The following is a 15,836-nucleotide window of genomic DNA, read 5'->3' on the forward strand; positions in this document are numbered from 1 at the left end:
TCACCTTTCGTTCACTTCAGTGAAGCGGCGCTGTCTATGGGCCTCCTATGCCCCGATCAAGCGAGGACCAGGGGTTTCACCGGCGCTCGGTCGGCTGCGCGCGCGTGCGCGAACACCCACGCGCGCTGAACCAGGAACCCGGCGAGCCAGAGCGCCGCCTCGGTGGCGACCTTGGCGATGACGAGGCCCACGCCGAGCGCGTCGAGGATGGTCATGAGGGTCACGTTCGCGACGAGCACGACCGCCGCGAGGGCGGCGTAGCGCGCGAGCTCGACGCGCAGGGGAGCGCGCTGTCGACGGCGTCCGAAGACCCAGATGCGGTTCACGGCGAAGTTCAGGCTCGCGCTCACGACGCGGGCGCCCGCGATCGATCCCTGCAGCCATCCGCTCGCGAGGAGGAGCAGCCAGAGCAGGAGCGCGTCGACCGCTGCCGCGAGCACCGACGACGCGAGGAACGCAGCCAGCGGAGCCACGACGCGCAGCGAGTCGCGCAGCGGGCGGAAATGCGAGCTGCGGTTCTCGTCGAGGTAGACCGTCCGGATGGGCGTCTGCAGGATCCGGAAGCCGGCCCGCGCCGAGCGGAGGAGCATGATCGCCTCGTACTCGAAGCGGTCGCCCGGCAGGCGCGACGCCCACGGGAGCGCGGCAGCAGGCAGCCCCCGCAGCCCCGTCTGCGTGTCGACGACCCGGACGCCCGTGGCGACCGCGAACATCCGCGCAGACACCGCGTTGCCGAAACGGCTGCGCAGCGGCACGTCGTCGCCCCGGAAGTCGCGCACCCCGAGCACGATCGCGTCAGGGCTCCCCTCCACCTCACGCGCGACCCGCACGATGTCGTCGGCGGCATGCTGCCCGTCCGCGTCTGCGGTGACGACGGGAGCGTCGGGGTGCGCCGTGCGTGCGTGCCGGAAGAGCGTGCGCAGCGCGGCCCCCTTGCCGCGGTTCGCGCCGTGGCTCAGCACCTCGATGCCTGCGGCCTCGAGCGAGGCGAAGACGGGCGCCGACGCCACGCCGCTGCCGTCGTCCACGACGACGATGTCGAGCGAGGGATCGCGCTCGTGCAGGGCCGTGGCGAGGTCGACGAGCCGGTGGTCCGGCTCGTAGGCCGGGATCGCGACGACGGTCACGCCGCGCCGCCGATGTAGAGGATGTCGCTCGTCGCCCGCTCGCCGCCGTTGGAGGGCCGGTTGACGACCTCGCCATCGAACCACATCTCGCTCGAGCCGCCGCCGTCGAGGTTGTACGCGGTCTGCACGCCGAGGCCCTGCATGATCTCGGCGAGCTCGGGCAGGGTCGCGCCGCGGCTGTACCCCTCCTCGCGTCCGTCGACGACGACGAAGAGGAGGTGCGTCGCATCGATCACGCCGATCGCGGTGCGCGGCTGCTCGCCCTGGATCGAGTGGTTGCCGAAGTTCGTGTCGACCTCCACCTCGTCGACGCCCTCGACGACGGCGCCGTCGCGCACGAGCGCCGGGCCGAACGAGAGCGTCGTCCAGACACCCGCGTCGACGAGGGCCTGCGCCGTGGTCGCGGTCTCGTCGTAGATCTCGGCGCGCCCGTCGGCGTAGAGGGCGAGGCCCTCGCGCGCCCCCGCATCGCGGTACGCGACCCCGTTGCGCACCTGGATGCCCGTGTCGCGGAAGCCGTAGTAGTCGCCGTTGACGGCGAACCGGGCGCCGTGCGCCTCGGCCATCTCCGACACGAGCTGCGTCACGTTCTCGCCGAACTGGTCGTGCGCGAACGCCGTGCGGAGGTCGGTCGGGTCGCCCAGCGTCACGTGCGCGACGAAGAAGGTGAGGGTGTCGGCGCCCGTGCCCGTCGTGACGGTCTCGATCGAGACGGTGCTCGCACTCGAGGTCGAAGCCGTCTCGGAGACCGCGGTGCCGGACGCCTCCTCGGCCGCCGCGACGCTCGCGACCTCGACATGCGGGACGAGGAATCGGTCGGCCGCCCACCAGGCGGCCGTGCCGGCGCCGGCGACAGCCGTCGCCCCGCCGATGAGAAAGGCTCTGCGTGAGAGGATCCGTCGTTCGCTCATGGCCCGATGCTCGAGCGCGCGGCTATGCGGTCGCTATGGCACCGGGATGACGGGGCTCCGGCTTCCTCTGGAGACGCCGGCAGAGACGACGAAGGCCGCCCCGCGGAGCGGGACGGCCTTCGATCGTCTGCGGCTGCTTACTCGCTGCCGCGGAGGATGGCGATGATGCGCAGGATCTCGACGTACAGCCAGACGACCGTGACCATGATGCCGAAGGCGGCCTGCCAGCCGAACTTGCGCGGGGCGCCGTTGCGGACGCCCTGCTGCACCATGTCGAAGTCGAGCACGAGCGAGTACGCCGCCATGATGACGACGAGCACGCCGATCGCGACACCGAGCCATCCCGAGCGGAGACCCCAGCCGTCCACGATCCCCGTGAACGAGAGCACGAGGTTGAGGAGCGAGAAGACGAGATACCCGATCATCGCGATCATGAAGATCTTGGTCGCACGGGCCGAGGCGCGGATCTTGCCGCTGGCGAAGAGGGCGAGCGTCACGCCGATGACCGAGACGGTCGCCAGCGTGGCCTGCATGATGATGCCGGGCCAGATGAGCTCGAAGTAGGCGGAGATGCCGCCGACGAAGAGCCCCTCGAACGCCGCGTAGGCGAAGATCAGCGGAACGCTCGGCGTCTTCTTGAACGCGTTCACGAGGCCGAGGATGCCGCCGCCGATCATGCCGATGATCCACGGCATCATCGACGCGTTGGCGAGGTTGTTGGTCGCGATCGCCGGCGCGAAGGTCCAGAAGTAGCCGACCGTCGCGAGCACGAGCATGACCGCGAAGAGGCCCACGGTCTTCCAGATCGTGTCCTCGACCGTCATGCGGCCGGTCTCGCGTGCGCCGGCCGGCGGCGCGGCGAGCATGCCCTCCATCTGGGCGTTCGCCGCGGCGTCGACGCCCATGTGGGCGAACTGCCCGGCCTGGACGCCGGCAGGCGGCGGGGTGGTGGGCGTTCCGTACTGCGCGGCCTGCGGGCCACCGGGGTAGCTCTGAACCGCGCGCGGATCGGGGGAGAAGACGGGATTGTTGAAACCGGGGCTGGCCATGATGCGGTCACTCCTATGGTCTGCTGACGGCGCGGTCTCATCGTCGAGCTTCGCGGAAGCCCCACGATGATGCTGTCCCTCCAGAGTAGTCACGCGATGCTATGGGAGGGCTGTGATTCGGAAAGCGTTCACGCGCGGCGAAATCCCGCTTCCCGCGCGCTGGCTAGCCTTCTCGTATGCCCCGTCGCCATCCGCTCGTCATCGGCCACCGCGGAGCACCGGGGTATCGGCCCGAGCACTCGCGCTCGTCCTACGCCCTCGCCTTCGCGATGGGCGTCGACGCCGTCGAGCCCGATGTCGTCGCCACGCGCGACGGCGTGCTCGTGGTCCGGCACGAGAACGAGATCTCCGGCACGACCGATATCGCCGACCATCCCGAGTTCGCCGATCGTCGGACGGCGAAGACCGTCGACGGCGAGCGGCTCGACGGCTGGTTCACGGAGGACTTCACGTGGGACGAGCTCGCGACCCTGCGCACGCGCGAGCGGATCCCCGACCTGCGGCCCGCGAGCGCGACATTCGACGGGGCCGAGCCCATCCTGCGGCTGGACGAGCTGCTCGAGCTCGTTCGCGCAGCGTCCGCCGAGCACGGGCGCGAGATCGGCGTCGTGCTCGAGATCAAGCATGCGACGTACTTCGAGCGCGTCGGCCTCGATCTCGTGCCCCTCATCGAGCGCGACCTCGCCACCGCGGGCTGGCTGGACGGGTCGCTCCCTCTCATCGTCGAGGCGTTCGAGGAGACGGTGCTGCGGCGGCTGCGTGCGCGCGGCGTGCCCGGGACCTACATCCACCTGCTCGAAGCCCGGGGGACGGCCTTCGACCTCCTCGTGCGCGATGGCGCCGCGGCGCGCAGCTACGCGCAGACCGCGACGCCGGCCGGTCTCGACGAGCTCGTCGGCGTGGTCGACGGCATCAGCGTCGACAAGCGCATGATCCTCCGCCCCGACGGCGCGGGGCGCGCGACCGGGCCGGGTCGGCTCGTCGCCGACGCGCACGACCGCGGGCTGCAGGTGTTCACCTGGACCTGCCGCCCCGAGAACGCGTTCCTCGTTCCCGAGTTCCGCGGCGCGGGTGGGCGCGCGGCGTTCGGCGACTACGCGGCCGAGTGGGAGCTCGTGCGCGCGAGCGGGGTGGACGGCGTGTTCGTCGACCATCCCGATCTGGGGGCGGACGTGTTCCGCGTCCGCGTCGTCAGCTGACGGAGGAGCTCATGTCGGCCCGGAAGATCCGACCGAGGCAACGCTCTGCGGTGCGGGCGTCGGACGCCTGGATGGCCGTGGCGACCTCGCGCGCGCGTGCCGCGATGAACTCCGGAGGGTTCAGCAGCGGATGGCCGCCCCGCGTGCTGCGCATGAGCTCGCCCCACGCGCGGTCGAAGGACACGCGGAGGAACGGGTTGCCCGCGGCCTCGATGGTCGCATCGAAGGCCACCCGCGCGGCCCCGTAGAGCACCTCCGGCGTGTGCTGGCCCTCGTCGCACAGCGCGGCGAGCGCGCGGAACAGCTGCGCCAGGCGCACCCGCGCGGCGCTGTCGACCCGCGCGAGCGCGAGATGGAGGCCGATGCCGACCTCGATCCCCAGGCACTCCATCGCGATGTGGAAGCGGTCGGGGGCGTGCTCGGCGACGCGGTAGAACCGGCTGCGGGTCTCGCGGACGAGCCCCACGCGCTCCAGCTCGCGCAGCGCGACGCGCACGATCGCGCGAGGGATCCCGAGCTCGTCGGCGATCACCGCGTCGCGGATCCGCGCTCCCGGCGGCAGCGCTCCTGTCCTGATCGCCTCGCGTACGTGCTCCGACGTGCGCTTCATCTCCCCGGCGTGCTCGACGACACGCACCTGCCCCCTGTATCGCTGCATGGCAGACCCCCTTGGACACACGGTAGCGCCACCGGCGCTTCGTGCAACAGGGTGTCGTGGGGTCAGTCGCGCGAGGTCGTGGCGTCGAACAGCTCGAGGATGCTCTGCTCGGCCCGCAGCGCGTCCGCGCTCTCGATCGCGTCGCGCAGCTCGTCGAAGAGCGCCGACACCGCGTCGTCCACGGCGATCGCGAAGCTGCCGCTGCGGATGTTGCGCTCGAGCGCGAACCGCGCGTCCATCGTGACGGAGCGGAAGACCGGGTTCTCCGTCTGGTCGACGAGGAACAGGAAGCACGCGAAGTAGCTCTCGCGCGCGCGGTCGCGATCGCCGGCGGCGAGTGCCGTCCGCAGGTCCTCGAGCAGCTCGAGGCTGCGCCTGCGCGCGGCGTCGTCCATCCGCTCCACGGCCATCCGCGCGGCCACGCCGGTCTGGTAGCGCGCGAACTCGATGCTCGCGGTCACCATCTCGGGCGTGATCTCGGTCACGCGCGTGAAGCGGCTCGCCGACATCTCGATGAGCCCCTCCCGCTCGAGGCGCTGCAGAGCCTCGCGGACCGGCATGCGCGAGACCCCCAGGCTCTCGGCGATGTCGAGGTCGCGGATGCGCTCTCCGGGCGCGAAGGAGCCGTCGACGATGGCCGCCGCGATCCTGTCGTACACGGCGTCGCCCAGTCGTGCCGGCGATAGGTCGAGTTTCCCAGTGAAATTCGGCATCGTAACCTCCCCAGTCGATGCGAACGGATGAACACTACTCCTCGCACCTGCGATATGTCGCTCTCACCAGCTGTGTTGTTCCTCCGGAATACGGGTACATCTGCCCTTGTCAGGGGCCCGCCCTACACTCGAAGGGACATGACAGACGCGCTCTTCCCCCTCTCCGCCGCCGCCGACGACGATCTGCTGAAGGGGCTCAATCCGCCGCAGCGCGAGGCCGTCGAGTACCGCGGCCCCGCTCTGCTCATCGTGGCGGGTGCCGGGTCGGGCAAGACGCGGGTCCTCACGCACCGCATCGCCTCGCTCCTGCGCAGTCGAGAGGCGTGGCCGAGCCAGATCCTCGCGATCACCTTCACGAACAAGGCCGCGGGCGAGATGCGCGAGCGCGTCGAGCAGATCGTGGGCGACAGCGCGCGCGGCATGTGGATCTCGACGTTCCACTCGGCGTGCGTGCGCATCCTGCGCCGCGAGGCCGAGCAGTTCGGCTTCACGAAGGCGTTCACGATCTACGACTCCGGCGACTCGCGCGCGCTCCTCAAGCGCCTCGTGCGCGAGCGCGAGGCCGACGCGCTCGGGCTGACCCCGGCCGGCGTGCAGTCGCGCATCTCCAAGCTCAAGAACGAGCTCGCCGACGCCGAGTCGTACGCGCGCGACGCCAACATGAACGACCCCGCCGAGCGGAAGTTCGTCGAGATCTTCGGCGACTACCAGCGCGAGCTGCAGAAGGCGAACGCCTTCGACTTCGACGACCTCATCGCGCAGACCGTCTTCCTCTTCCGGGCGTTCCCGCACGTCGCCGACGTCTACCGCAAGCGGTTCCGCCACATCCTCGTCGACGAGTACCAGGACACGAACCACGCGCAGTACCAGCTCATCCGCGAGCTGACGCGGCCCGTGCAGGCGGAAGCGGCCGGCGGCATGGTGTTCGAGGACGAGCCGGCGGCCTCCCTCACGGTCGTCGGCGACTCGGACCAGTCGATCTACGCGTTCCGCGGGGCGGACATCCGCAACATCACCGAGTTCGAGCGCGACTTCCCTGGCGCGAAGGTCGTCCTCCTCGAGCAGAACTACCGGTCGAGCCAGAACATCCTCGACGCGGCGAACGCGGTGATCCGCAACAACTTCGACCGCAAGGACAAGCGCCTCTGGAGCGACCAGGGCGAGGGCGAGAAGATCGTCGGCTTCACGGGCTACTCGCAGCACGACGAGGCGCAGTTCGTCGCCGACGAGATCGAGAAGCTGCGGCGCTCGGGCATCGACTACCAGCAGATGGCCGTGTTCTACCGCACGAACTCGCAGTCCCGTGCGCTCGAGGAGATCTTCATCCGCGCCGCGGTGCCCTACAAGATCATGGGCGGCACGAAGTTCTACGACCGCGCGGAGATCAAGGACGCCCTGGCCTACCTCGTCGCCGTGGCGAACCCCGCCGACGAGATGGCCGTGCGGCGCATCCTGAACAAGCCCAAGCGCGGCATCGGCGACGTCACCGAGACGACGATCGCGCGATTCGCGGCCGACAACGGCCTGTCGTTCCGCGACGCGCTCGCGCACCCGGCGGAGATGGGGCTCGGCCCCAAGCTGCAGAAGGCGATCGCCCAGCTCGACGAGGTGCTCCGCGAGGCGAGCGGGATCCTCTTCCCCGCCTCGGGGGAGCAGGCGCCGCCATCCGCGGTCACGGAGGGCCTGCAGGTGCTCCTCAACAAGAGCGGCTACCTCGACGCGCTGCGCATGAGCCGCGATCCGCAGGACGAGGCGCGCGTCGAGAACCTCGACGAGCTCGTCGCGGTCACGCGCGAGTTCGCGCGGAACAACCCCGAGGGCACGATCGTCGACTTCCTCACCGAGGTCGCGCTCGTCGCCGACACCGACGACCTCGACGACGAGTCGGGTGCCGTCTCGCTCATGACGCTGCACACGGCGAAGGGGCTCGAGTTCGACGCCGTGTTCGTCACGGGCGTCGAGGAGGACCTCATCCCGCACCGCATCTCGGCGGGCGAGCCGGGCGGCCCGCAGGAGGAGCGGCGCCTGTTCTACGTCGGGATCACGCGGGCCCGCAAACGCCTCTACCTGTCGCTCGCGATGACCCGTGCGCAGTTCGGCGAGGTCACGGTCGCGATGCCGAGCCGGTTCCTGCAGGAGATCCCGGCGGCCCTCATCGACTGGAAGCAGTCTCCCGGCGACGTGAACTCCCGCGGCGGAACCCAGTCGCGCGCCCTCAACGCGCGCCGACCCGGCGGATCGAGCGACCGCTGGGGTGTGAAGCCGCTGCCGGCCGGCGGGGGCCTCAAGCCGAAGTCGACCGCGATGGACCGCTTCCCCGGGCTCGTCACGAACAAGGTGCGCGACAACGGAGACCTCGAGCTCGCCGCGGGCGACCGCATCCGCCACGACGACTTCGGCGAGGGGACCGTCGACGCGATCACGGGGGAGGGCGCCAAGCGCATCGCGCACGTGCGCTTCGACGAGGCCGGAGCCAAGAAGCTCCTCATCAAGGTCGCGCCGATCGCCAAGCTCTAGCCCGCGCTCGGCTCCGCGCCGCCGTCGACGATCGCCATCCCGCGGCCCCGGAGGCGGCGCCGCTCGCCCTCGAGGAAGCCGACGAGGCGCTCGCGTGTGCCGCGTGCGTGCGCTGCGACGAGCGCCGCCGCCGTCTCGGCCTCGCGCGCGAGGATCGCATCGAGGATGGCCGCATGCTCGTCGCGCGCGTGGGCGCGCGCCTGCGGCGTGCGCACCTCGAGCCATCGCGTGCGGCTCAGACGCGTCATCACGTCGGCCAGCGCGTCGGCGAAGAACGCGTTGCCCGACAGGCGCGCGAGGGCGACGTGGAAGTCGCCGCCGTCGCGGACGCCCGCCTCCTCGTCGTCGTGCTCGGGTTCCTCGGCGAGCGCGCGGAGCGCCGCGAGGTCGTCGTCCGACGCCCGGTCGACGACGAGGGCCACGGCCCCGGTCTCCACGGCCTCGCGGAACTCCATGGCCGCGCGCACCTCGCTGAGGTCGATCGGCGCGACCCGCCACCCGCGACCATCCCGCCGCGTGAGCCCCTCGCCCTCGAGGCGGAGGAGGGCGGCGCGGATCGGGGTGCGCGATGCGCCGGTCAGCGGCTCCAGCCCGCGCTCGCTGAGGGACTCGCCGGGGAGCAGATCGAACGACAGGATGGCCGCGCGCAGGGTCGCATAGGGGGCGCGGTCGTCGGTGTGCGGCATGGCATCCTCCAGTGGTATACCAGTACGGTACACCGAGGAGGAGCCATGACCGACATCATCACCCGCGCCCCCGTCAAGGCCTGGCGGATGCTCGTGCTCGGCGTGCTCGCGCAGGCGGCCGGGACCATGCTCGTCAGCACGCCCGCGTACCTCATCCCGCTGCTGCACCTCGAGCGCGGCATGTCGCTGGCCGAGGCCGGCGCGCTCGCCGCCGCGCCCACCCTCGGCATGGTGACGACGCTCGTGCTGTGGGGGCACCTCGCGGATCGCCACGGCGAGCGGTGGGTCATCGCCGGCGGGCTCGCCCTGACGGCGGTCTTCGCGCTCGCGGCGTCGGCCGTCTCCGACGTCCTCGGCTTCGGGGCCCTGCTCCTCCTCGGCGGGGCCGCCTCGGCGAGCGTGAACTCGGCGAGTGGCCGGATCGTCGTCGGCTGGTTCCCGCGCCGTCGTCGGGGCACCGCCATGGGCATCCGCCAGATGTCGCAGCCGCTGGGCGTCGCGGTCGCCGCGCTCGTCGTGCCCGGGCTCGCCGACGCCGGCGGCATCGCGGCGCCGCTTCTCGTGTCGGCGGCCGCGACCGGCCTCCTCGCCGTGCTGTGCGCCCTGGGCGTCGAGAACCCGCCCCGGACCCCGGCCGTGCCAGGAGCGCCCGCGGGCGCGAACCCGTATCGCCGCAGCGGCTTCCTGGCCCGCGTGCACGCGGTGTCGCTGCTTCTCGTCTTCCCGCAGTTCCTCCTGTCGACGTTCGGGATGGTGTGGCTGATCGCGGGACTCGGGTGGGACGCCGCGGCGGCGGGCGCGCTCATCGCCGCGTCGCAGTTCGTCGGCGCGTTCGGGCGGATCGCGGTCGGCGCGCTGAGCGATCGGGTCGGCAGCCGCATGCGCGTCCTGCGCTGGGTTGCGGTGAGCGGCGTCGTCGTCATGGCCGCGCTCGCCCTCGTGGCGGCGCTCGAGGCGGGCGCCGCCGCGGCGGTCGTCTTCGTCATCGCCACGAGCGTCACGGTCGCCGACAACGGCCTCGCGTTCACCTCGGTCGCGGAGGCGGCCGGATCGGCGTGGTCGGGCAAGGCGCTCGGCATCCAGAACACGGGGCAGTTCGTCGCGGCATCCGCCGTCGGCCCCGTGATGGGCGCGCTCATCACGGCCGTCGGCTTCCCGCTCGCCTTCGCGCTCACGGCGCTCGTGCCGCTCGCGGCCTATCCGCTCATCCCGCGGCACGACGAGCACGCCGCCTGAGCGACGAGCGGGCCCTGCGAGGCGGCGGAGCGCGATACTCTTCGGATGAGGGGAGGCGACGGCATGATCGAGTGGATCGGCACCCTCGTGCGTCTGCTCCTGGTGGCGCTCGGCTCCGCCGCTGTTCAGGAGCCGGTCGCCCTCGGCGCGCTCGCTCTCGCGGCGGCCGCGCTGGCCATCCTCGCCATCGCCACGAAGCCGACAGCGGCAGGAGACGCGCGGCCTGCCATCCGCCGGCGCCTGCGCGCCGAGCGACGCGAGCGCGGCGCGCCCGCGCAGTGCGACCCGGGTGCCGCGGGGCATCCGCGCCCGCGCGCGCCGGGCGGCGCGGCTCCGGCCGCGTAGCGGCGTCCGCGCGCCCAGGCGCGCCGTCGACGCGCATGCGGCCATCAGCCGCATCCGCCTCGACGTCAGGACACTCATGGACCCCTTCGCTCTGCCCCCGCTCGCCGCCGTGCTCGACGCCGCGGCGACCCTCCTCGTCGGCATCGCCGACGTTCTCCGGCCGCTCGCCGGTACGGCTTCCGGCGCGCTCGCCGTGGTCGTCGCCACACTCCTCGTGCGTGCTCTTCTGCTCCCGGCCGGCGTCGCGCAGGCGAAGGCCGAGCAGGCGAGAGCGCGTATCGCTCCGCGGCTGAAGGCCATCGCGGACCGGCACCGACGCGACCCGCAGCGCCTCCAGCGCGAGACTGCGCGGGCCTACGCGGAAGAGAGCGTGTCTCCTCTCGCCGGCATCCTCCCCATGCTCGCGCAGGCGCCCGTCATCGGCGTGCTCTCTGCCGTATTCCTCCACCCCGTGGTCGCAGGGCGCCCGAACGGGCTCCTCGAGGAGCAGCTCGCGGGTGTGTCGCTCGGCGCGAACGCGCTCAGCGCAGGCGCCGAGGGCGCCATCGTGTTCGCGGTGCTCGTCGGACTGCTCGCGCTGATCGCAGAGATCACCCGCCGCGCCTTCCGTCCGCCTGCTTCGCTCGAAGGGCCTGCGATTCTCCGTCAGGTCGGACTGCTCGTGCACACGACCGCCCTCATCGCGCCGTTTCTGCCGCTCGCGGCAGGCATCTACCTGCTCACGACCATGTCATGGACGCTCGGGCAGCGCGCGCTGCTGCGCAGGCGGTACCCGCTTCCGTGAGCGAGGGCGGATGCGCCGCGCAACCTGGGCAGGGCGTGCGAAGCGGCCGGAGGGCCCGTCGGCGACCCGTAGGCTGGGCGCATGGGCCTGTTCTCGAGGAAGAAGAAGACCGACCCCGCGACGGAGGAGGCCGCTTCGACCCCGGTCGAAGGCGAGGGGGCCGCTGCGGCGGCCGACGCTCCCGCCGAGCCGGAGGCTCCCGCCGAGCAGACACCCGAGGTCGGCATCTCGTTCTCCGCGTTCCGCGGCGTGGGAGCGCCCTCGGGGCCCGAGATCGCCCCGCCGTCCGACGAGCCCGCGCCCGCCCCGGCCGCGCCGTCTGCGCCCGCTCAGCCCGGGCCGTCCGTCACGCGCCGCCCGGCGCCCGAGCCGACCCCGCCCGCGCGCCCCGAACTGCCCAAGGCGCCCGCCGCTCCGCCCACCCAGCTCGAGACCGTGCCGGGCCTGCGCGACAACGCGCTGCTGCGCGACGCGCTCGCGGCTCTCCCGGAGAAGCCGACCGGCCCGCAGGTCATGGGCGTGCTGCGGCAGATGCTGCAGGGCCACGTCTTCCTGCGGGTGAAGGGCGATGCGCGCCAGCAGATCGCGGAGGGGAAGCCCGTCACCTTCGGCATCGCGCGCGTGGGCGACCAGAACTTCATGGTCGCGTTCAGCTCGGGCAAGGCCCTGCGCGACGCCGTCCAGAGCGATGGCGACACGGAGACGTCGGCTGTTGCGCAGCCCGTCGCGGCGCTGCTCACGCAGCTGCTCAAGGGCGACTTCGGCGGCATCATCATCGACAACAACTCCGCACCGCACCGCGTGGTGCTGCCGCGCGACATCATCGAGCAGGCGATGAACCAGGCCGACCCGGAGTTCCGCCTCAAGGCGCTGCTCACGGCGCCGCGCGAGGCCGACACCCCGCACAAGGTCGCCGCGCTGCTCGCGGAGGCCCCGCCGCTCTGGGTCGCGGTCGGCTCGCTCGCGGAGGACCAGACGAAGATGGGGATCGCCGAGGCGCGCCTGGCCGACGGCACGCGCCTCGTGCAGTTGCACTCGCACCCCCTCGAGGTCGTCGCGCAGGGCCGCGGCGAGAAGGCGCTCCCGATCAAGGTCGTCAAGCTCGCGAAGATGCTCCGCGACCACGAGGAGCTGGGCGGCGTGCTCATCGACCCGGCGGGGCCGCTCATCACGCTCACGCGCGACGAGCTCGCCCCGGTGCTCGCCCTCGAGGAGGAGTAGGGGCGGGCTCAGTACTCCGCGCGCGCCGCGAACGTCTCGAGCAGGCGCTGCAGCGAGTCCAGGCGCGGCGCGGGCAGCCGGTGCTCCGCGACCGCCTCGTTGAGCGCGCAGTCCGGCGCGTCGGGCAGGTGCGTGCACCCGCGCGGGCACTCCTCGGCGACGGCGTCGAGATCGGGGTACGCCCGGAGGATGTTCGCGGGGTCGACATGGCCGAGCCCGAACGAGCGCACGCCCGGGGTGTCGATCACCCATCCCTTGCCCCGTCGGCCCTCGTATCGCAGCGACACCGTGGAGGACGACGTGTGCCGGCCGCGGCCGGTCACCTCGTTCACATGCCCCGTCGCGCGGCCGGCGCCGGGCACGAGGGCGTTCACGAGCGTCGACTTGCCGACGCCGGAGTGCCCGACGAAGACCGTCGAATGGCCCACGAGCGCCGCTCCGATCTCGGCGACTGGCGTCTCGCCGCGCGCGCTGCGGAAGACGCGCAGGTCGGGAAGGCCCTCGAAGTGCGCGAGGAACCCCTCGGGGTCGGCGAGGTCGGTCTTCGTGACGACGAGGAGCGGCCGGATGCCGGCGTCGAGGGCCGCCACGAGGTAGCGGTCGACGAGGCGCGGGCGCGGCTCGGGATCGGCCGCGGCGACGACGACGAGCATCTGGTCGGCGTTCGCGACGACGACCCGCTCGACCTGGTCGGTGTCGTCGGCGCTGCGACGCAGGAGCGACGTGCGCTCCTCGATGCCGACGATGCGCCCGAGCGTGCCCTCACGGCCCGACGTGTCGCCCACGACGCGCGCGCGGTCGCCCGTGACGATCGGCGTGCGGCGCAGCTCGCGCGCGCGGGCGGCCGTCGCCTCGTGCTCGTCGGGGCCGTCCTCGTCGATGAGCAGGGTGTAGCGCCCGCGGTCGACGCCGAGCACCCGCGCGATGCGGGCGTCCTCGTGTGCGGGGCGCCGCTTCGTGCGCGGCCGGTTGGCCTTCGGGTTCGGCCGCACACGGACATCCGACTCGTCGAACTCGTCGTCGAGGTCGTCGGAGTCGCCGAGCCAGCTCACGCCGAGGTGCTCCTCGACCTCGTGCCGACGAGGCCCTCCCACAGCTGGGCGAACTCCGGCAGCGTCTTCGCCGTCGTGCCGATGTCGTCGACGACGACACCCGGGGTGCGCAGCCCGATGAGCGCGCCCGTGGTCGCGATGCGGTGGTCGTGGAACGCGCGCCACGTGCCCGCGCGGAGGGGCCGCGGGAACACGCGGATGCCGTCCGGAAGCTCCTCGGCCTCGCCGCCGACCGCGCGGAGGTTCTGGGCGAGCGCGGCCAGGCGATCGGTCTCGTGCCCGCGGATGTGCGCGATCCCGCGGAAGGTCGACGGTCCGTCCGCATACGCCGCGAGCCCGACGAGCGTCGGCGTGAGCTCGCTCACCGCCGAGAGGTCGAGGTCGACGCCGTGCAGGCCCTTGCCCGCGGAGACCGTGAGCGCACCCGAGCGCCGCGTCACGCGCGCGCCCATGTGCGCGAGGATCTCGGTGAGGTGCGCTCCCGGCTGGGTCGAGTGCACGGGCCATCCGGTCACCGTCACGTGGCCGCCCGCGATCATGGCGGCCGCGAGGAACGGTGCGGCGTTCGACAGATCGGGCTCGATCGCGATGTCCTTGGCGCGCACGGGGCCGGCCGGCACGATCCACTCGCCGTGGCCCGACCGCTCGACGAGCACGCCGCGTCGCGCGAGCGACTCGATCGTCATGTCGATGTGCGGGACGCTGGGCAGGCGGGCGCCGACGTGTCGCAGGCGCAGGCCGACGTCGAAGCGCGGGGCGGCGAGCAGGAGGCCCGAGACGAACTGGCTCGACGCCGAGGCGTCGATGTCGATCTCCCCGCCGCGCAGATGGCCGTGTCCGTGCACGCGGAACGGGAGCGACCAGCGCCCCTCGTCGTCGATGTCGACGCCGAGGTCGCGCAGCGCCTTGATCATCTCGCCCATCGGCCGGTGCAGCGCGCTCTCGTGAGCGGTCACGAGCACGTCGCCGTCGGCGAGGCCCGCGAGCGGGGCGACGAACCGCATCACCGTGCCGGCCTGGCCCGAGTCGACCGTGCCGCCGCCGCGCAGGGGAGCGGCAGGGGTCACGTGCAGGTCGGGCCCGAACGGGCTGTCGCCCTCGACCTCCTCGATCCCGACACCCAGCTGGGTGAGCGCCTCGATCATCCGGCGTGAGTCGTCCGAGTGCAGCGGCCGGTGCAGGGTGCTCGGCCCGTCTGCGATGGCCGCGAGCACGAGCTCGCGGTTCGTGAGCGACTTCGACCCGGGCACGGCCAGGGTCGCGTCCAGCGCACGCTCGGCGACGGGCGCCTCGTACGCGCCCTGCGGTCTGTTCACGGCGCCATGGCCGTCGGGGGAATACCCACGGGCAGTCATCGCGTTCCACCCTACTGAATGCACGAGAGGAGCCGGATGTTCGCCACCCTTGCGAATCCGCGTGAGGACGTCGACGCGGGGCCCTGCGGCGGCGCCGACGCGGCGCGCCTAGACTTGCCGATCATGAGCGACGCACAGCCCTCCCCGGCAGACGCGCGCGCGCAGTTCGAAGAGCAGGCGCTCCCCTTCATGGACCAGCTCTACGGCGCAGCGATGCGGATGACCCGGAACCCGCCGGATGCGGCGGACCTCGTCCAGGAGACGTTCGTCAAGGCGTTCGCGTCGTGGTCGTCGTTCACGCAGGGGACCAACCTCAAGGCGTGGCTGTACCGCATCCTCACGAACACCTACATCAACACGTACCGGAAGAAGCAGCGCGAGCCCTACCAGGGCACGATCGACGACCTCGAGGACTGGCAGCTCGGCGGCGCCGAGTCGACGACCGCGATGAGCAGCCGCTCGGCCGAGGCCGAGGCGATCGACCGCATGCCCGCCTCGGTGGTGAAGGACGCTCTGCAGTCCATCCCCGACGACTTCCGGATGGCGGTGTACCTCGCCGACGTCGAGGGCTTCGCCTACCAGGAGATCGCCGACATCATGAAGACCCCCATCGGCACCGTCATGAGCCGCCTGCACCGTGGCCGGCGGCTCCTGCGCGGGATGCTGACCGAGTATGCGGCCGAGCGCGGGATCTCGGCCGCCGAGACAGGAGCGAAGAAATGACCGACTGCGGCTGCGAGAAAGCACGGCGCGACCTCGAGGCGTACCTCCGAGGCGCGATCGAGCTGTGCCGGACCGAGCACTCCGACATCAAGGAGCACATCGACAGCTGCCCGAGCTGCCAGGGCGAGGTCCTCGTCGAGCGCACGCTCACCGAGGCCATCCAGCGCTCCTGCCGCGAGGAGGTCGCCCCCGAGGAGCTCCGCGACCACGTCCTCGCCCAGCTGCGCGCGGCGCAGGCCGCCCACACAGCGGTCTGAGAC

At 72.2% G+C, this 15,836-nt stretch carries 16 protein-coding genes; 8 read left to right on the forward strand and 8 right to left on the reverse strand.

The window, feature by feature from the left end; translation table 11 throughout:
* Positions 1 to 56: 56 nt before the first annotated feature.
* From M1D46_RS06875 to M1D46_RS06885, 3 genes are all read right to left on the reverse strand, one after another.
* Entirely contained in the window at positions 57 to 1,127 is a 1,071-nt protein-coding gene (locus tag M1D46_RS06875) for a glycosyltransferase (RefSeq protein ID WP_456286993.1), read from the reverse strand.
* Entirely contained in the window at positions 1,124 to 2,038 is a 915-nt protein-coding gene (locus tag M1D46_RS06880) for a phosphodiester glycosidase family protein (RefSeq protein ID WP_456286994.1), read from the reverse strand. Before M1D46_RS06880 ends, M1D46_RS06875 begins: the two co-directional genes overlap by 4 nt.
* Before the next feature lie 137 nt (positions 2,039 to 2,175).
* The gene (locus M1D46_RS06885) at positions 2,176 to 3,087 is read right to left on the reverse strand and encodes a Bax inhibitor-1/YccA family protein (RefSeq protein WP_271172311.1); all 912 of its coding nucleotides are present in this window, start codon (positions 3,085 to 3,087) and stop codon (positions 2,176 to 2,178) included.
* 176 nt (positions 3,088 to 3,263) lie between these two features.
* Between M1D46_RS06885 and M1D46_RS06890 the strand changes: the two genes are divergently transcribed.
* Entirely contained in the window at positions 3,264 to 4,286 is a 1,023-nt protein-coding gene (locus M1D46_RS06890; protein ID WP_456286995.1) for a glycerophosphodiester phosphodiesterase family protein, read from the forward strand.
* Here the strand turns inward: M1D46_RS06890 and M1D46_RS06895 are convergent.
* Positions 4,279 to 4,944 carry a GntR family transcriptional regulator gene (locus M1D46_RS06895; protein WP_271172309.1) on the reverse strand — a complete coding sequence of 222 codons (666 nt, stop codon included), beginning with the start codon at positions 4,942 to 4,944 and terminating at the stop codon, positions 4,279 to 4,281. The genes M1D46_RS06890 and M1D46_RS06895 overlap by 8 nt on opposite strands.
* Positions 4,945 to 5,006: 62 nt before the next feature.
* On the reverse strand, positions 5,007 to 5,657 hold the full coding sequence (locus M1D46_RS06900) for a GntR family transcriptional regulator (RefSeq protein WP_456286996.1): 651 nt from the start codon (positions 5,655 to 5,657) through the stop codon (positions 5,007 to 5,009).
* A gap of 138 nt (positions 5,658 to 5,795) precedes the next feature.
* On the opposite strand from M1D46_RS06900, the gene M1D46_RS06905 reads away from it, so the two are divergent.
* Positions 5,796 to 8,174: an ATP-dependent helicase gene (locus M1D46_RS06905; RefSeq protein WP_421075588.1), complete on the forward strand. Its 2,379-nt coding sequence runs from the start codon at positions 5,796 to 5,798 to the stop codon at positions 8,172 to 8,174.
* On the opposite strand, the gene M1D46_RS06910 is transcribed toward M1D46_RS06905, so the two are convergent.
* Complete coding sequence (locus tag M1D46_RS06910) at positions 8,171 to 8,860, reverse strand: GntR family transcriptional regulator (protein WP_456286997.1); 690 nt, start codon at positions 8,858 to 8,860, stop codon at positions 8,171 to 8,173. The genes M1D46_RS06905 and M1D46_RS06910 overlap by 4 nt on opposite strands.
* A gap of 45 nt (positions 8,861 to 8,905) precedes the next feature.
* Between M1D46_RS06910 and M1D46_RS06915 the strand changes: the two genes are divergently transcribed.
* The 4 genes from M1D46_RS06915 (at position 8,906) to M1D46_RS06930 (ending at position 12,446) form a co-directional block, all read left to right on the forward strand.
* Positions 8,906 to 10,096, forward strand: a complete 1,191-nt coding sequence (locus M1D46_RS06915) for an MFS transporter (protein ID WP_456286998.1) — start codon at positions 8,906 to 8,908, stop codon at positions 10,094 to 10,096.
* Between the two features lie 45 nt (positions 10,097 to 10,141).
* The gene (locus M1D46_RS06920; protein WP_456286999.1) at positions 10,142 to 10,441 is read left to right on the forward strand and encodes a DUF6412 domain-containing protein; all 300 of its coding nucleotides are present in this window, start codon (positions 10,142 to 10,144) and stop codon (positions 10,439 to 10,441) included.
* A 76-nt stretch (positions 10,442 to 10,517) separates the two neighbouring features.
* A complete protein-coding gene (locus tag M1D46_RS06925) occupies positions 10,518 to 11,225 on the forward strand; it encodes a YidC/Oxa1 family membrane protein insertase (RefSeq protein WP_456287000.1) in 708 nt (235 codons plus the stop codon).
* Between the two features lie 81 nt (positions 11,226 to 11,306).
* Positions 11,307 to 12,446 (forward strand): SseB family protein, encoded by a 1,140-nt coding sequence (locus tag M1D46_RS06930; protein WP_456287001.1) that lies wholly within the window; start codon positions 11,307 to 11,309, stop codon positions 12,444 to 12,446.
* A gap of 8 nt (positions 12,447 to 12,454) precedes the next feature.
* Here the strand turns inward: M1D46_RS06930 and rsgA are convergent, their stop codons facing one another.
* Positions 12,455 to 13,498 carry a ribosome small subunit-dependent GTPase A gene (rsgA, locus tag M1D46_RS06935; RefSeq protein ID WP_282978173.1) on the reverse strand — a complete coding sequence of 348 codons (1,044 nt, stop codon included), beginning with the start codon at positions 13,496 to 13,498 and terminating at the stop codon, positions 12,455 to 12,457.
* Positions 13,495 to 14,853 (reverse strand): 3-phosphoshikimate 1-carboxyvinyltransferase, encoded by a 1,359-nt coding sequence (gene aroA, locus M1D46_RS06940; RefSeq protein WP_271172302.1) that lies wholly within the window; start codon positions 14,851 to 14,853, stop codon positions 13,495 to 13,497. Before aroA ends, rsgA begins: the two co-directional genes overlap by 4 nt.
* A 123-nt stretch (positions 14,854 to 14,976) precedes the next feature.
* On the opposite strand from aroA, the gene M1D46_RS06945 reads away from it, so the two are divergent.
* Both M1D46_RS06945 and M1D46_RS06950 read left to right on the forward strand, forming a co-directional pair.
* Positions 14,977 to 15,576 carry a sigma-70 family RNA polymerase sigma factor gene (locus M1D46_RS06945; protein WP_271172301.1) on the forward strand — a complete coding sequence of 200 codons (600 nt, stop codon included), beginning with the start codon at positions 14,977 to 14,979 and terminating at the stop codon, positions 15,574 to 15,576.
* A complete protein-coding gene (locus tag M1D46_RS06950; protein ID WP_271172300.1) occupies positions 15,573 to 15,833 on the forward strand; it encodes an anti-sigma factor family protein in 261 nt (86 codons plus the stop codon). Before M1D46_RS06945 ends, M1D46_RS06950 begins: the two co-directional genes overlap by 4 nt.
* The last annotated feature ends 3 nt before the right edge of the window (positions 15,834 to 15,836 follow it).

The sequence above is a fragment of the Microbacterium sp. JZ70 genome (genome assembly GCF_053903225.1).

Excerpts from the sequence above, each read along its gene's own strand:
- M1D46_RS06880 (WP_456286994.1), bottom strand. The coding sequence starts at position 2,038 with ATGAGCGAACGACGGATCCTCTCACGCAGAGCCTTTCTCATCGGCGGG.
- M1D46_RS06885 (WP_271172311.1), bottom strand. The coding sequence starts at position 3,087 with ATGGCCAGCCCCGGTTTCAACAATCCCGTCTTCTCCCCCGATCCGCGC.
- M1D46_RS06890 (WP_456286995.1), top strand. The coding sequence starts at position 3,264 with ATGCCCCGTCGCCATCCGCTCGTCATCGGCCACCGCGGAGCACCGGGG.
- M1D46_RS06895 (WP_271172309.1), bottom strand. The coding sequence starts at position 4,944 with ATGCAGCGATACAGGGGGCAGGTGCGTGTCGTCGAGCACGCCGGGGAG.
- M1D46_RS06900 (WP_456286996.1), bottom strand. The coding sequence starts at position 5,657 with ATGCCGAATTTCACTGGGAAACTCGACCTATCGCCGGCACGACTGGGC.
- M1D46_RS06905 (WP_421075588.1), top strand. The coding sequence starts at position 5,796 with ATGACAGACGCGCTCTTCCCCCTCTCCGCCGCCGCCGACGACGATCTG.
- M1D46_RS06910 (WP_456286997.1), bottom strand. The coding sequence starts at position 8,860 with ATGCCGCACACCGACGACCGCGCCCCCTATGCGACCCTGCGCGCGGCC.
- M1D46_RS06915 (WP_456286998.1), top strand. The coding sequence starts at position 8,906 with ATGACCGACATCATCACCCGCGCCCCCGTCAAGGCCTGGCGGATGCTC.
- M1D46_RS06920 (WP_456286999.1), top strand. The coding sequence starts at position 10,142 with ATGAGGGGAGGCGACGGCATGATCGAGTGGATCGGCACCCTCGTGCGT.
- M1D46_RS06925 (WP_456287000.1), top strand. The coding sequence starts at position 10,518 with ATGGACCCCTTCGCTCTGCCCCCGCTCGCCGCCGTGCTCGACGCCGCG.
- M1D46_RS06930 (WP_456287001.1), top strand. The coding sequence starts at position 11,307 with ATGGGCCTGTTCTCGAGGAAGAAGAAGACCGACCCCGCGACGGAGGAG.
- aroA (WP_271172302.1), bottom strand. The coding sequence starts at position 14,853 with ATGACTGCCCGTGGGTATTCCCCCGACGGCCATGGCGCCGTGAACAGA.
- M1D46_RS06945 (WP_271172301.1), top strand. The coding sequence starts at position 14,977 with ATGAGCGACGCACAGCCCTCCCCGGCAGACGCGCGCGCGCAGTTCGAA.
- M1D46_RS06950 (WP_271172300.1), top strand. The coding sequence starts at position 15,573 with ATGACCGACTGCGGCTGCGAGAAAGCACGGCGCGACCTCGAGGCGTAC.